Origin of the sequence: Paenibacillus sp. 37 (genome assembly GCF_008386395.1) — a bacterium.
GTDB lineage: Bacteria > Bacillota > Bacilli > Paenibacillales > Paenibacillaceae > Paenibacillus > Paenibacillus amylolyticus_B.
Genome location: NZ_CP043761.1, coordinates 2,693,777 through 2,706,984, shown reverse-complemented (window position 1 = coordinate 2,706,984; position 13,208 = coordinate 2,693,777). Strand labels below are relative to the sequence as shown.

18 protein-coding genes are annotated in these 13,208 nt (G+C 38.9%); 1 reads left to right on the top strand and 17 read right to left on the bottom strand.

Annotated elements, in window-relative coordinates:
- Nucleotide 1: 1 nt before the first annotated feature.
- The 16 genes from F0220_RS12285 to F0220_RS12210 all read right to left on the bottom strand — a co-directional run bounded on the left by F0220_RS12285 (nucleotide 2) and on the right by F0220_RS12210 (nucleotide 11,544).
- Nucleotides 2-883, bottom strand: coding sequence for an AraC family transcriptional regulator (locus tag F0220_RS12285; RefSeq protein ID WP_036609061.1), 882 nt, complete (start codon nucleotides 881-883; stop codon nucleotides 2-4).
- 235 nt (nucleotides 884-1,118) lie between these two features.
- Nucleotides 1,119-1,919, bottom strand: coding sequence for a phosphotransferase (locus F0220_RS12280; RefSeq protein WP_317451999.1), 801 nt, complete (start codon nucleotides 1,917-1,919; stop codon nucleotides 1,119-1,121).
- An 11-nt stretch (nucleotides 1,920-1,930) separates the two neighbouring features.
- Entirely contained in the window at nucleotides 1,931-2,206 is a 276-nt protein-coding gene (locus tag F0220_RS12275; RefSeq protein ID WP_149846552.1) for a hypothetical protein, read from the bottom strand.
- A 163-nt stretch (nucleotides 2,207-2,369) separates the two neighbouring features.
- Complete coding sequence (locus F0220_RS12270) at nucleotides 2,370-2,909, bottom strand: GNAT family N-acetyltransferase (RefSeq protein ID WP_149846551.1); 540 nt, start codon at nucleotides 2,907-2,909, stop codon at nucleotides 2,370-2,372.
- Between the two features lie 204 nt (nucleotides 2,910-3,113).
- Entirely contained in the window at nucleotides 3,114-4,301 is a 1,188-nt protein-coding gene (locus F0220_RS12265) for a glycoside hydrolase family 5 protein (protein ID WP_149846550.1), read from the bottom strand.
- Nucleotides 4,302-4,507: 206 nt separating this feature from the next.
- Nucleotides 4,508-4,924: a hypothetical protein gene (locus tag F0220_RS12260; protein WP_149846549.1), complete on the bottom strand. Its 417-nt coding sequence runs from the start codon at nucleotides 4,922-4,924 to the stop codon at nucleotides 4,508-4,510.
- A gap of 26 nt (nucleotides 4,925-4,950) precedes the next feature.
- On the bottom strand, nucleotides 4,951-5,979 hold the full coding sequence (locus tag F0220_RS12255) for an alpha/beta fold hydrolase (protein ID WP_149846548.1): 1,029 nt from the start codon (nucleotides 5,977-5,979) through the stop codon (nucleotides 4,951-4,953).
- Between the two features lie 50 nt (nucleotides 5,980-6,029).
- Nucleotides 6,030-6,665: a hypothetical protein gene (locus F0220_RS12250; protein ID WP_149846547.1), complete on the bottom strand. Its 636-nt coding sequence runs from the start codon at nucleotides 6,663-6,665 to the stop codon at nucleotides 6,030-6,032.
- Nucleotides 6,662-7,177, bottom strand: coding sequence for a GNAT family N-acetyltransferase (locus tag F0220_RS12245; protein WP_317451998.1), 516 nt, complete (start codon nucleotides 7,175-7,177; stop codon nucleotides 6,662-6,664). The genes F0220_RS12250 and F0220_RS12245 overlap by 4 nt, the downstream gene beginning before the upstream one ends.
- Nucleotides 7,178-7,556: 379 nt before the next feature.
- Entirely contained in the window at nucleotides 7,557-8,024 is a 468-nt protein-coding gene (locus F0220_RS12240) for an NUDIX domain-containing protein (protein WP_105598302.1), read from the bottom strand.
- A 155-nt stretch (nucleotides 8,025-8,179) separates the two neighbouring features.
- Nucleotides 8,180-8,641 (bottom strand): GNAT family N-acetyltransferase, encoded by a 462-nt coding sequence (locus F0220_RS12235; protein WP_223199921.1) that lies wholly within the window; start codon nucleotides 8,639-8,641, stop codon nucleotides 8,180-8,182.
- Entirely contained in the window at nucleotides 8,635-9,204 is a 570-nt protein-coding gene (locus tag F0220_RS12230; RefSeq protein ID WP_105598300.1) for a P-loop NTPase family protein, read from the bottom strand. The genes F0220_RS12235 and F0220_RS12230 overlap by 7 nt, the downstream gene beginning before the upstream one ends.
- Nucleotides 9,201-9,743: a GNAT family N-acetyltransferase gene (locus F0220_RS12225; RefSeq protein ID WP_105598299.1), complete on the bottom strand. Its 543-nt coding sequence runs from the start codon at nucleotides 9,741-9,743 to the stop codon at nucleotides 9,201-9,203. The genes F0220_RS12230 and F0220_RS12225 overlap by 4 nt, the downstream gene beginning before the upstream one ends.
- 2 nt (nucleotides 9,744-9,745) lie before the next feature.
- Nucleotides 9,746-10,246: a GNAT family N-acetyltransferase gene (locus tag F0220_RS12220; RefSeq protein ID WP_223199920.1), complete on the bottom strand. Its 501-nt coding sequence runs from the start codon at nucleotides 10,244-10,246 to the stop codon at nucleotides 9,746-9,748.
- A 4-nt stretch (nucleotides 10,247-10,250) separates the two neighbouring features.
- A complete protein-coding gene (locus F0220_RS12215; protein WP_091017067.1) occupies nucleotides 10,251-10,628 on the bottom strand; it encodes an NIPSNAP family protein in 378 nt (125 codons plus the stop codon).
- 37 nt (nucleotides 10,629-10,665) lie between these two features.
- Nucleotides 10,666-11,544 carry a methyltransferase domain-containing protein gene (locus F0220_RS12210; protein ID WP_105598298.1) on the bottom strand — a complete coding sequence of 293 codons (879 nt, stop codon included), beginning with the start codon at nucleotides 11,542-11,544 and terminating at the stop codon, nucleotides 10,666-10,668.
- Between the two features lie 447 nt (nucleotides 11,545-11,991).
- On the opposite strand from F0220_RS12210, the gene F0220_RS12205 reads away from it, so the two are divergent.
- Nucleotides 11,992-12,579 (top strand): SMI1/KNR4 family protein, encoded by a 588-nt coding sequence (locus F0220_RS12205; RefSeq protein WP_105598297.1) that lies wholly within the window; start codon nucleotides 11,992-11,994, stop codon nucleotides 12,577-12,579.
- Nucleotides 12,580-12,671: 92 nt separating this feature from the next.
- Here the strand turns inward: F0220_RS12205 and F0220_RS12200 are convergent, their stop codons facing one another.
- The gene (locus F0220_RS12200; RefSeq protein ID WP_149846546.1) at nucleotides 12,672-13,202 is read right to left on the bottom strand and encodes an AAA family ATPase; all 531 of its coding nucleotides are present in this window, start codon (nucleotides 13,200-13,202) and stop codon (nucleotides 12,672-12,674) included.
- Between the last annotated feature and the right edge of the window lie 6 nt (nucleotides 13,203-13,208).

The following is a 13,208-nucleotide window of genomic DNA, read 5'->3' as shown; positions in this document are numbered from 1 at the left end:
TCTAATGAATTTTGGCTTCGTTGAGCAATTCACTTTTACGGAATAACTGTGGTGATACACCCACATATTGTTTAAAGGCCCTGCTAAAATATACAGGTGTGTTAAAACCTAACGTCTCAGATATGGACAAAATCGGTGCATCCGTAGACAGCAACAATTTTTTGGCCTCTGCAACTCTTTTCCGTATAACATAGTTGCTTATGGTATATCCCGTCGTCTCTTTGAAAGAATGACAAATGTAGTATTTATTCAAATGGAGTGTTTTGGACAGTTCATCCAATGAAACATTCTCCGTATAATTCTGGTTTAAATAATGAAGAACCCGACTTACGCTTGTCTGCTTCTGGGAAGAACATAAGATAGGATTGGCGGATTGCTCACTGGTTGTTTTCCGGTAAATCCGCAGTAGCAATTGGGTAAGACTCAATTTGACCATTGTTTTGTACCCTGTATTTCCTGCCCCCATCTCCTCCTTGATTCCCTTAAAAATAGCTGTGATATACTCACGCTCCTCCGGAGGCCAATGCACCAATAACCCATTGGGATGACGGAATATGGACATCAGATTCTCTAACTGACTGACAGCAAGCATGTCCAAAAGCAATAATTCCGTGAAATTGACAAAACTTCGCTTGTACACCATTTCTCTTGAAGGATTGATTCGGTGGGGCACACCGCCTCTGAATATAAACATATCTCCAGGCAACGGCTTATATATTCGGTCACCGATTAAAAAGGTTGCATCTCCTTGAATAAAATAATGTATCTCATACCCATTATGCGTATGAACAGGCCATTCATCCTGAAAATTATCTGCTTCTGATCGCACATAAACTTCATTTTCCTGCAAAGCAATATTCGTCGGGGTGTGTATGGTTAGCATCAGTAAGATCTCCCTTCCCAGAATATAAAAAGCAATATAGTTTAATAATTTACAATGATAGCGCTTTACAATGAATTGTATCACAGTTATTTCGATCTAATCTGAACTATATTGCTGTATTGTTGATCACAATTGTTGAAAATGATTAGAATGGAATTCATAGGGATTCGAAGCTGGAAACAAAAAAACCGCTGTCCAGCCCGTAGGCTATCATGCGGTCCATTAGCATTACCTTTCAAACCCATTCATCCCAATGGTTTTCAAGAAAAATGACTTCTTTCTCATAGTGGGCCAGATGACCCCCTTCGACCATCTTCATAAAAGCGACATCTCCATCAGCCGCACGATCAGTCAGTGTTTTACACATGAAACGGATACGGGATATGACCCAATCCTTCAAATCTGCTGGAACACTCAGCCCGTACGTAGACATGAATAAGGCAATCCGTTCTTTTCGAACAGTTCCGTGCGCCTGGCTGGCGTATGGCATTACACCCTTTCCGTCCATCTCTGGTGAGAAATCTGCAAGTGGAATGGATGTATACAAGACATAGGCGATATCCCACATTCGCGGACCCGGACCCGCCATATCAAAATCAATAATGCCTTGAGGACGGCCATCCTTGTACACCACATTATACGGCGCAAAATCGTTATGACATACAACTTCATCTTCAGTTATGCCTGGATATCTGTTCGTTGATACTGATGTTGTTGTAAATCCAACCGTCGCATCATGGTAACTTCTCAACAGTTTCGCGACTTCAATCAAAGATTCGTCTGACCACATATATTCTTCTAGATCAGGGTAGTCATTGCCTGGAACGATGCCTTCGAGGTAAGAGAGCGTTTCTCGCCCCTGTTCATCTATTCCCAGAAATCGAGGGGCGTGATCATAACCAACTTTTTCGAGATGTAAAAGCAATTCAATCACATATGGATTTGGTTTCGCATGCCTGCGAACCGTCTCACCTATTCGGACAACCTGATTCACATTACCTCCCGATAACACTTCCTCCTGCTTGGCCACTTTCATCCCTCCTCAAGCTAAACTTCCTTGTTATGCCCATGATTACGATTTTTCTTATAACTCCCTGGGAATCCCGAGACCAATAGTATGAATCCAACGAAGAACATGAAGTATACGAGTAAACCTGTTGAATGCTCGTTCATCTGAGCAAACTGGGGTACGCTGGTCCCTCCTGAAGCGTATCCTGCTTCTACTATAGCGACAGAGACTCGTGTTGAAATTCTCTCCATCGTTGAAATAAACACACTGCCAAGCATGAGGACTACACCCAAAATCTTGTTAATATTATTCATTTCATGCCTCCTTGATTAACCGTCCACTTTTTATGAGGTTATCTACTTAATGTCTTTCGATTCTCTAGTCTATATTCCTGCATGTTATATTAACAGTCCGTTCCTATATCATATCAAATAGCGGCGTCATCACTGACGCCGCTATTGACGCTCTCTGAATAAGTTACGTAGCTACCACTTGGTGCAGATCCATACTATTTTGGAAAAAGGCTGACCGTCCAACATAATACAGATCATACATCTGTTCATTCATATTAATCCGTTGATATACATCTGGATACACATCATTGGCTAACTTCACATAAGGCAGTTTTTGTACCGCTTTTCTGGATCTTATATTCTGCTTGCGTATCTTCATAAATACCGTTTCAATCCCATGTTCCAGAAACAATTCAACAAAAAAGGCTGATTTGGCTCTTTGGCTATACCCATTTCCAAAAAACGGTGATCCGATCCAAGTGGCTAAAAAACCGGTTTGATGCTCAATATGATATAGATCAATGGTTCCAATAGGCTGCCCTGTTTCATTCAAAATCGTTCGGGAAATCACCGTTTTTTGTTCTTCTTCAGCCATCAATTGTTTGGTCAGGAATAGATATTCCTCATACGATTGGCATGCATAACGAACGTAGGGAAAAACTGCGGGGTCCATCATTAAGCTGTACAGTGAATGGCATTCCTGCAAATCACGTTTTTTTAACATTCTGTCTACCACCTAGTCCTTTTAGTTCGCTATATCAAGCAAATTAAGTATATAAAAGCTATTGTGGGATTTAATGAATTCTGTATGTCGCTTATGTAAAATGCATTGGTAAATGTTGTTTAAATTTATCTCCGGGTAGCATAAAAAACGGCATGTCCCTTTTGAAGGAACACGCCGTTTACACGGATACAGATAGACAGTAAACTATTGCATACCTTGCATGATCGCATTAATGATACTTTGCTGAGTCACGGTATTGTTCGAACGGTTAAACAATGCGAATCCATGTTGACCGTTATGCCCGTTATCCCAATAAACAGGAACCATTTTGTATTTCTTGGCTTTTGCTGTAACTGCTTTGGCGTAAGCGGCGCGATACACATTGTTGCTGGAATCGTACGACGTTTTATCAATCGAACCGAATTCACCAATCACTACAGGATAGCCTTGAGTCACAAATTTATCGTACATGGACTTGAACTGCGATTCCAGGTAATCCTCTTGTCCCCAAGTAGACCTTTTGGCAGGATTCGTTGCTGTTGCACCCCACTGCGTGATATTACCGTTTTCCTCACCTGCAAAATCCCACGGAGAGTAATAGTGTGCCGAGATCATGATTCTCTTCTGCGAACTAGGAATTGCTGAGGATCGGAAATTATCCGTTGGGAGCACGAATCCATAATTACCAACGGTGAAGTCAATATTGGTATTCCAACCTGGAATCAGCAACCATCTGGCATTGTTGTTACCTCCAGTTTGACGAACCGTATCCACAAAGATCTGATTGTAAGCATTCAGGTTGGCGTAATACGCCGAGTTCGGATTGCCATAGTTGCCATCAAAAACTTCGTTCATGGATTCGAAAATAAGGCGATCATTGTAGTTGCTAAACTTGGTGGCAATCTGCTGCCACACTTTCTTATATTTTTCCTTAATGGCAGTCTGATTGCCACCATTCACAAGCAGCCATCCACCCTGTACGGAATTATACCCATCACCATGAATATTGATGATGACATACATACCTTCATTGTACGCATAATCCACAACTTGCTGAATTCGATTCAACCATGCCGCATTAATTGTATAATTGGGAGCGCTTCCAATGTTATTCAAATAGGAGATGGGAATACGAATAGACTTGAAGCCCGCAGCTTTCACTTTTTGGATCAGCGCCGGAGTCACCGTAGGATTGCCCCAAGCTGTCTCACTCGGTGTGCCATTTACCGCTGCTTCCAGCTGATTGCCCAGATTCCAACCTGCACCCATCTCAGCCACCACTTGCGAAGCGTCTGCTGCTGATGCTTTAGGGCTCCATCCGGTAAAAGCCACGGCAGCCACTAACACAAGCGCCAAGCTGCTGATGCTGAATTTCTTCCATTTTTTGAACATAACCATACCTCCGCTTATTCTATTATTTTTAACAAGCAGTGCAGTTAATCTATTGATTCAGATTGAATGATTCGAGAATTCGCGCCTCCTTTCCTATCGATCAAACAAATGAAAATTTCGTCTGGCACCAACATAATAACACATATATGGAAAATAAAGCGATATTATTTGCGTTTTTTCTGACTGTTTATTACAAAATACTCCATCTAGCCGTTTAAGTGGATTGCTTGGATTTGTTCTCTATCAAAATCAATAATCATGATGTGATCGCGCAGGATATTATCTCCGCAAGATATTGTTGCGCCGTAGTCGGCTATACTGTTAAATGTGATATCTACACGATAGACTTCAATCTCATTAAACCAATTCTGATGTACTTTTTCCTGAAGTTCATTCTCATAATATTCTCGAAAGACAGTCTCACAAGTTGAAAACCACTTAATGTAATCTTCTATTTTATCATCAATTGTAACTAACGGTGTATTAGTGGAAACATATATTCGGACGTCATTTAAATCCTCATCCTGTATGCAATGTTCAAATATTTGCACTGTATTTTGCAGAGTGTAACACCGGTAACTCTCATCACTCTCTTCTTCAAGCTCAATGAAATCATTTAACAATATGATCTTGCTCCTCTCCATGCATATTAAAATAGCTCATTTAACCACTTTACGAATTTTTCTTTCTCTTCAAACTGTGGGTAATGCGCCGACTCGTTGAAAACAATGAAGTCTTTGATCGGTGCATCCAATACGTCAAAATAATCACGTGCTGCATTCGCAGTGGTCATATAATCATATTTACCCGTTACAAAATAGGTAGGAATCTCCAGATGATCAACAATATCAGGTAAATTTTGATCAAATGCTTCCTTCAGTAAGATGTCTTGTGAACTGAACATCCCTGTATAAAAGCGAATCATATCCAGCCCATTGTATTCGGGATTTAAAAGGAATCCTGAAATATAATCTCTATTCTCATGGATGAGCCTGGCTGCACCACCGTACTTTTGCAACAAAATTCTAGGCGTAAGGTCCTTTCCTTGCTCGATCGAGCTGCGAATTAGCTCTAGTTTTTTTACGTCCTCTGCATTACCAGCTTGTTTCGCTTGCTCGTACGTGTACTCCAAACTTTCCCGTTCGCTCTGAAGTGTATTAGCCATCTGTCCAATGCCTATATAAGCGTGAAACCGAGTGGGTGCTTTAGCCGCAGCTTTCATCCCGATGTATGTACCAAATGAATGACCGATTAATATAACCTTCTCTTGACCTAACTCTTTAGATACATAACCCCTTAACGCTAACAAATCATCTACTAATACATCTGTTGTTAGATTTGAGTAATCCTCAAAAAAGTGATAGGACTTCCCACTCCCACGTTGATCATAATGCACCACCGTGAAGTATTGCTCAAGCTCTTTCTGATACTTCCTTACGTATGGAATCTCCGAGCATCCCGGCCCACCATGCACAAAAATCAGGATAGGGTTAGTCCGATCAACACCTCTGATCATGACTTCATGCCCTGTACCGTTAATTTCGACCTGCTCTAACATGCTAATGCTGTTTTCACCTTTAATTTTCGGTGTCCATGTGGGAAATATCAGAGCTACTATAACTATTAAAATAATACTAAGTATGCTGTATTTGAGTGTTTTACGTATTTTTTTGCGCATGTAATGCTCCTTAAATATAAGTTTCATTTGTAATTCTACCAACGGTTCCTCTATCGTAACGGATACAACAATTCAACGGGTTCTATCATCAGCTCTTCTTGGAAGATGTAATTGTGATCGGCTCCTACGATACAGAGGATTCGTTTTCCTGGATGAGCTTCAATTGTATTTTTGACTCTTTGAATCATAATCTGATTACGGACCACCCATCGAAAGTTCTGTGCCTTCGCGTTTACCTGATGCAACCATTCATACTTTTGTCTGGTTACACGATCGAACTCCTTTGAATTAAAAGGAATCTCGCCAAACTGATACGTCTCCATTTGCTCCGCAAACCAATGATCATCCTGTTGTTCAAGTTCTTGGCGTTCCACGCCCGAATAACCATTGAATGGATCAAAAGCATTCCACACATCCAATTCAAACCAATCTATAGGGACAAATGGGATGTTATGCTCCTCGCATAAAGGGAAGACCAATTCCCAATACTCACTGGCTGGTTCTCCCCAGTATCCTCTATCATGTTTGTCCTTCAGATACCTCAACCAACTCTGCGGATGAATTTCACCACAAATGAGATCTGGTTTAAACTCAGTAATCACATCCTTGTAAAGGGAAAGGGAACAATGATATCGCTCTCTGAGTTCTGGATTATGAATGGTTCCGAGTATCCCAACCGTTGTCATGTGCCCAGCTCCTTTATCATGTGTATATCTTTCGGCTCTTTGTCATAAAGTTCATGATCAATCTCACTAGTAATCTGGCTGCCCTGGCTTCTGTAAAAGGATACTGCCGATCTCGTCTCTGTGGAGGAAATATACAGATACTGTGCGCCAAGTTTCTTAGCCTCTTCACCTAATTGGTTTAAAATACGTTTTCCAATACCTTGTCTTCTGTACCCGCGTGAGACATACATCAAGTCAACTTGTAATTGATTTTGTTCTCTTCCTCTAAGTTGATGTGCCAGCACACCAAATCCGATTAATTGATCGTCAGCAAACGCGCCATATGCCATGCCACCTTGTTCTAATTCATAGACATATCGATTTTGAATCTCTTTCAAAAGCATCTCATCCCAGTTTGAGCACTCATGATTTTGTTCAAGCTCAACCAATCGGTTCTCTCTCATTTCATAGATGAGATCAATATGTTCCGAGCGATCTATTTCCTGCAGCTGATTCACATCATCAAGGGTCAACGTTCTATACGTTATCATGGTCGTTTCCATCCATTCTTTCCTAAGTTATTTCTAAAATCCTATGGCTTTATTGATCGAAGTCTGTATTTATCAAAGACCCTTTTATCGTACAAAATAGTGTATTCCTTGTTCTCTTCAATTAGTTTAGACATATCCATTGGAACGGCTATTGTTCTTTCAAGATTATTAAAATTAATTACAGTCATTTCATTTTCACTAATCTTTTGAACAGTAACTGCTTCAAAAATTGAAGTTCGAAAGGAATCCCATAACAAAATTAAAAGCAATAAAAGTAATAGTGACATGATGAGTCCCTTATTCTTATTCACTAATTCTTTTCATCTCCTTTAGTTTCAAAATAGAGTTCCTCCAACTAAAACTAGCTTATTTTAATTACTGGTAACTCATTCAAATGATTTATTTCAATGGTGTATTTCTTAAGCTCATAGTTCTCAAGTCCATCCCATCTGTCTGAGAAACGATAAAACATATCTCCGAAGTTCATCCCTTCAGGTAATACATCCACAAGCTTTATTTCATCAATTTCAGACTCCGGTAAGCTCTCCAGCAATTTAACCTCAGCATAAGAAACCATACCAAAGCTCCCATTCCATTCATATACACCATAAGGTATTAATTCGAAGCGTACTGCCCCTGTCTCTTCATAAAGTTCTCGACTTGCCGTGTGTAAAAGTGTTTCCCCTATTTCTTTGTTGCCTCCTGGGATTTCCCAACCTCCTCTTTTCCTATTTTTGATAATGATGAATTTATGGTTATATTTAGCGATTATCACTGCAAATTTGATTAACGCTGGATCAAGTTCATCTAGATCAAACCATTGGCTCATGTTATCTCTCCCATAAACAACTATTCCTTCAATATATAATTGTTAAACCACTGAAGTGGTAACAAGCTATTATCGGATATAATCGTTGTGAATACCGCAACCAATCCTCGATCTTGGTTAACAAAGATATACTGCCCTCTGAAATGTTGAGTCTTTCATTTCATTGCCAACCTGTAGATCACTTCATCATCTAAATTGGTTCTGTTCTCACTAATGAAAGACATGCTCTTATACAAATTCTGTGCTATTTCGTTATCCCGTTCAACCGTTAATGAAATAACCTTGCACAACGGATGCAGTTTCGTAATGTAATCTAGAATGGCTCTTAAAGCGAGTTTTCCCATTCCTTTACCTTGATAGGATTTATCGATTTGAAAACCACCAATCCAGTAATTATCTGTACTATCTGGCGTATAACTCAGATAAAAGAAACCAAATATCTTCCCATCGATCTCAAGTACGTAAGGATCAAATGCTTCATCCCACGGTTTTATATAGGCGTAAGCGATTCCCTCAATAACAGATGGAACTAATGACGCTTGGTGTTCATACAAAGAGATCTTCAGCGCCTCTTCCCAATTCTCTCGTGAGACTGGTAGTATTTTTATATTCAACACCGCACCTCCTCTTTCGACAATCCTTGATTAATTCTAACGTTCTTTTCACTCTCACTTACACCCGCTTCCAATTGATGTTCAATCAACTGTATCACTTGTTTTTTATTCTTAGTGATCATTGCTGTCTTGTTATTTTCGTTAATCACATCTATGGCTGCACCTATATTATATTGATGGTTCCACTTCACAATCATCTTGCATAAGTCCTTGAATGACTGCTTGTAATTCCACGGTTGCAATCCCGTTCTGGACAATACAAACCTCTTTATAATCCGATAATCTCTAATGAACACATTTGGATTTAATACAAAAATCAAATCTGCTTCCTGGATGGACTTTATGGTCCAATCTTTGCACTGCACTCCTTCTATGATCCAAGCTTCTGAACTGACAATAGATTGGAAGGATTCATCCCTAAAACTTTCAGGATATCTCAGATTTTCGGCGCTTCTGTCCCATATGAGATTGTCCAATTCATAGGACGGAATACCGTAGTTATCCGACAATTCTTTGGCTAATGTTGATTTCCCACTACCGCAAGATCCAATAATTCGTATTCTCATACATATTCTTTCTTCAAAAATGCATAGATGACATTATCAACAAATCGATTTTTCCAAATAAAATGTTCTTTCAATATGCCTTCTTCACTGAACCCAATTTTCTCAAGCAACTTCCTTGATCCCGCGTTCTCTGGCTCTACAAATGCTTCAATTCTGTTTAATTCAAGGTTCTTAAATCCATATTCAACAATTTTCCGAGTTACCTCGGTAATGTAACCCTGCCGCCAGAACTCCGGTGTTAACTCATATCCCATCACAGCTTTATAATGTTGTTTCATCCAACCATGAAATCCGCATGTTCCAATAATTCTGTTATCCGATTTCAAAGCAATTCCCCAGCGGATCACCTGACCATTTTCGAATCGTTCTTTCCACCTTTGTATAAGTTCTTCTGCTTGTTTTGTATTCGTAAAAGTTTCTACATCGTAGAATCTTGTAACTTCATCTGAAGAAAAAATTTGAAATATGTCTTGGGAATCACTCTGTTTAATCTCTCTTAACAGCAATCTTTTGGTTTCTAGTTCAGGAAATGGAGTCATATTCACTTCACCTCAATCGAGTATACTGCTACATTTTTCCCTATTATATCCACGTCCTTCTCATGTTTCATGCCATTCCTTTGCGCGACTTTCATAGAACCCACATTGCCATGTTGAATTAGAGATATTAATCTTTTCTGCTTCAAGTAATCCATGCCATATTCTTTCCACGCTTTTGCTTGTTCATATCCGTAACCCATTCCCCAATATTGCTCAATAACCCAGTAACCAACTTCATGCTCATCATTGCCTTCAATGATTTGAGGAATCAGTCCAGAGGTTCCAATTAACTTGTTATCCTCTTTATTAAATGCGAGAAACAGCCCTTTATCGTCTTTATTCCAGTTGATGAACTTTTCCAGGCTTTGCATGGTTTCTTCCTTCGTCCAAGGTCCTCCGTGTCTTATAAATTTCATCATATTTGGCTCACGTGTCATCTCAAAAAGTAAATCAAAATCATTTTTAGTATATTTCCGAAATATAAGTCGTTCTGTCTCTATCATACTTTCATCTCCTTTTTCTTATATTTCTCTTCAAAATCGTTTGTTCGCGATCTACTGTTGATGTGAAAAATGCTTGCCTAATTTCTTCTCGAAATACTTCTTTATACCGATGTCTTCCGATCTGATCAAACCGCGCTTGAACTCGCTCTACGTGTTCTGTATCTGATTTTATATTTTTCTCAATCTCTTCGTATTGTTCAAGGGTGTCGTATTCCCACATCGCAAAAATTTCACTGGTTTCATCATCGATTGGTGTATGCCATCTTCCAATAAGTCTTGATCCGTATTTCAACTGGGATGGCAGCAAAACATCATTAAATAGAGCATTAAACTCTTCTACAAAAGAAGTCGCAATAACATAGGTTTTTCTCCTATATATCATCCTCTGTACCTCCTTATGAGTATTAGAAACAATACACTTATCTCGTCACAATTCCCGATGTAATTTTCATGTTTGGAGCGTAAGTTAACCATGAGTTTTCATTAAACTTCCTAGCAAATACACTCTCTGCTTCATATTCTCTATTCGCTTCTTCTGAATTCAGTCCTCTTTCCATCAAATGAGTAACTCCTTCATGTCTGTCATTCGGTTCTTGTCCCAGTCCTTCTTCTTTTAATGCATGAAAAAGCTTTTCCTTATCCGAATCTGCCATGTGTTGATCTAAGAAGTTAACCTTGTCACTCACCCGGCATTCTACATTTCTCAAGCCAAGTTGGCTAAGCAGGATTGGAATCTTCATACCGATATTTCCGTCTTTACCATTCCGTTTGGTATCCTCCTCGAACAATTTTTGGAGAACACCAAGCTGAACAATCTTGGATTGTTCAAGTCCATGTAATTCATAATTTGACATATTAGCGATCCAATGAGGTTCAAAACATATCATTCTACCCTCATCTACTAGACTTTCAATCATCTTCTGAAGAATGGTGATCGGCTCTGTTGTATGTAATAAGAAGGCATGACTTATCGCAATATCGTATTGACGTTTCACTTGCACTGTTTCAATGTCATCTACTATAAAAGTCGTTTGATAAGAGGACTTTGAGAAAATCTCTTTGACCTGCGTAATTAATTCCTTACCTCTGTCTAATCCGGTATAGGTTGATCCCTCGGGTAATAAAGGAAGCAGTTTCAAGCCGAGATAGCCATATCCACACCCATAGTCGATAATATCTACTGAATTTTCAATATTCCATACACGTTGAACCAGAAACTCAAGATAATCATCGTTATAATAAAGCCATCGCGTATTTCTCAGATATTCAATCTGGTCATCCCAATAATACTCAGACAAGGTGAAATCCCTCCTTCATAAGATGTAATCGTATTCATAAACATTCAAATATTATAGGAGATTTTCACTCAAATCTTGGTTGAAGAGCTATTGAGCAGAACCCTCATAAAATGCCTATCATATGTATTAAAATTGCCGTGCAGCATATGTAATGACAATGTATTCCGCTCCTCTATATCGTTACTATAAAACTAAGCATTCCAATTACTTACATAATTGTACTACGAAAATATGGGAGGGTCTATCCAACCTTAGCAGCTAACCCCACGCGCCTTTATCACCAGACCGATAGTTAATACTTGTAGTTGCCAATAAACTAGAGAAAAATGATAAACTGATCTTAGTATACAGGACATATTGTAGGGGATATATTTTTCACACCAACGCAGTAAATTTATTTTATCTGCGTATATTTGCTTTATATTTTATGATTGGGAGGTCAACATAATGGATTTGGTAAACAAATTTTTAAATGGATTAAGAGCAGCATTATCACCAGAAGAACTTGAGGAACTGAAAACAGCGAGCGGTGCTACAAAAGAAGATATAACTACATTAAGATCAAAATATCCAAATTGTCCAGAATCACTCATCGTTTTACTTGAAAATATTGATGGTACATATTGGAGGAAGTACGGAGAAAAAGAAATTACGGTTTGTATTCTTGGCTCAGATGTTGAAGAAGGTAGATATCCATATTACTTACTGTCTACCCAACAAATGCTCGAAAGTTCAAAAAATGAAGAAGACGTCTCTTATCTTTTAGAATACGAAGATGAAGAGGATGCCGTTGACTCTAAGATCAATCCTGAGGGACTTCTTCCAGGGAAATATATTCATTTTTCAGACTGTATGAACAATGGTGGAACATCCAGACTTTATATTGATTTTAATCCTACTGATGGAGGTGTACGTGGTCAAATCATTCGCTTTTTGCACGACCCTGACGAATACGTAGTGATTGCAAACAGCTTTGACGAGTATTTACAAGGGCTTGTTGACAGTGGTTTTGTTTTTCTAAACGAAGAAGAGTAATAAAGTTGCACATAAACTTGTTGAGATGAATAAAGAGACAGCTTTTTCGCTGTCTCTGTTACAATCTATCATACAAAGTGACGAGGTACGGATTATTTCAATCGATATTTTTCATTATTTATAATTTCACTCACTATTTCAGGTAATTGTTCTTCTGTAAAATGATTAGTATACAGCTTGTTATCTACTCTCAGATCCGGATGATCTTCAAACTCGTCCAGCAGAAGTATACTTCTTTCTTTCATTTGATATTCTTCTGCTCGTAGACGGTCTCTACGAATAATGGTTTGACGATCAACCATCAATACAACATAGATTATGCGAACATGATAGTCTGCCAATTCTGTCAGTAATCCATCAATATCTTCCGGAAAGGCCACATAATCCAGTACTACATCGTATTTATAATCCAATAAGTTTTTCACCAGACTAGATATATTTTTCCAAGTTAAGTCGTTTGTATCCTTATCAAGCCAGGGTTTACCTCGCCCTTTGACCGGAAAGTGACTAACCGCATCTCCAGAAATGTAGGCACTTTTATCTAAAGTCTGAACTAGCAGCTTGGAAGTTGTAGATTTCCCTACTCCAGGGGGGCCAGATATAATATATAGGTTTTTACTCATTTCGTA

Bases quoted from the DNA above. Each gene is read 5' to 3' on its own strand.
- F0220_RS12285 (WP_036609061.1), bottom strand. From the start codon at position 883: ATGCTAACCATACACACCCCGACGAATATTGCTTTGCAGGAAAATGAA.
- F0220_RS12280 (WP_317451999.1), bottom strand. From the start codon at position 1,919: ATGAAAGTGGCCAAGCAGGAGGAAGTGTTATCGGGAGGTAATGTGAAT.
- F0220_RS12275 (WP_149846552.1), bottom strand. From the start codon at position 2,206: ATGAATAATATTAACAAGATTTTGGGTGTAGTCCTCATGCTTGGCAGT.
- F0220_RS12270 (WP_149846551.1), bottom strand. From the start codon at position 2,909: ATGTTAAAAAAACGTGATTTGCAGGAATGCCATTCACTGTACAGCTTA.
- F0220_RS12265 (WP_149846550.1), bottom strand. From the start codon at position 4,301: ATGTTCAAAAAATGGAAGAAATTCAGCATCAGCAGCTTGGCGCTTGTG.
- F0220_RS12255 (WP_149846548.1), bottom strand. From the start codon at position 5,979: ATGCGCAAAAAAATACGTAAAACACTCAAATACAGCATACTTAGTATT.
- F0220_RS12250 (WP_149846547.1), bottom strand. From the start codon at position 6,665: ATGACAACGGTTGGGATACTCGGAACCATTCATAATCCAGAACTCAGA.
- F0220_RS12240 (WP_105598302.1), bottom strand. From the start codon at position 8,024: ATGAGCCAATGGTTTGATCTAGATGAACTTGATCCAGCGTTAATCAAA.
- F0220_RS12230 (WP_105598300.1), bottom strand. From the start codon at position 9,204: ATGAGAATACGAATTATTGGATCTTGCGGTAGTGGGAAATCAACATTA.
- F0220_RS12225 (WP_105598299.1), bottom strand. From the start codon at position 9,743: ATGACTCCATTTCCTGAACTAGAAACCAAAAGATTGCTGTTAAGAGAG.
- F0220_RS12220 (WP_223199920.1), bottom strand. From the start codon at position 10,246: ATGATAGAGACAGAACGACTTATATTTCGGAAATATACTAAAAATGAT.
- F0220_RS12215 (WP_091017067.1), bottom strand. From the start codon at position 10,628: ATGATATATAGGAGAAAAACCTATGTTATTGCGACTTCTTTTGTAGAA.
- F0220_RS12205 (WP_105598297.1), top strand. From the start codon at position 11,992: ATGGATTTGGTAAACAAATTTTTAAATGGATTAAGAGCAGCATTATCA.
- F0220_RS12200 (WP_149846546.1), bottom strand. From the start codon at position 13,202: ATGAGTAAAAACCTATATATTATATCTGGCCCCCCTGGAGTAGGGAAA.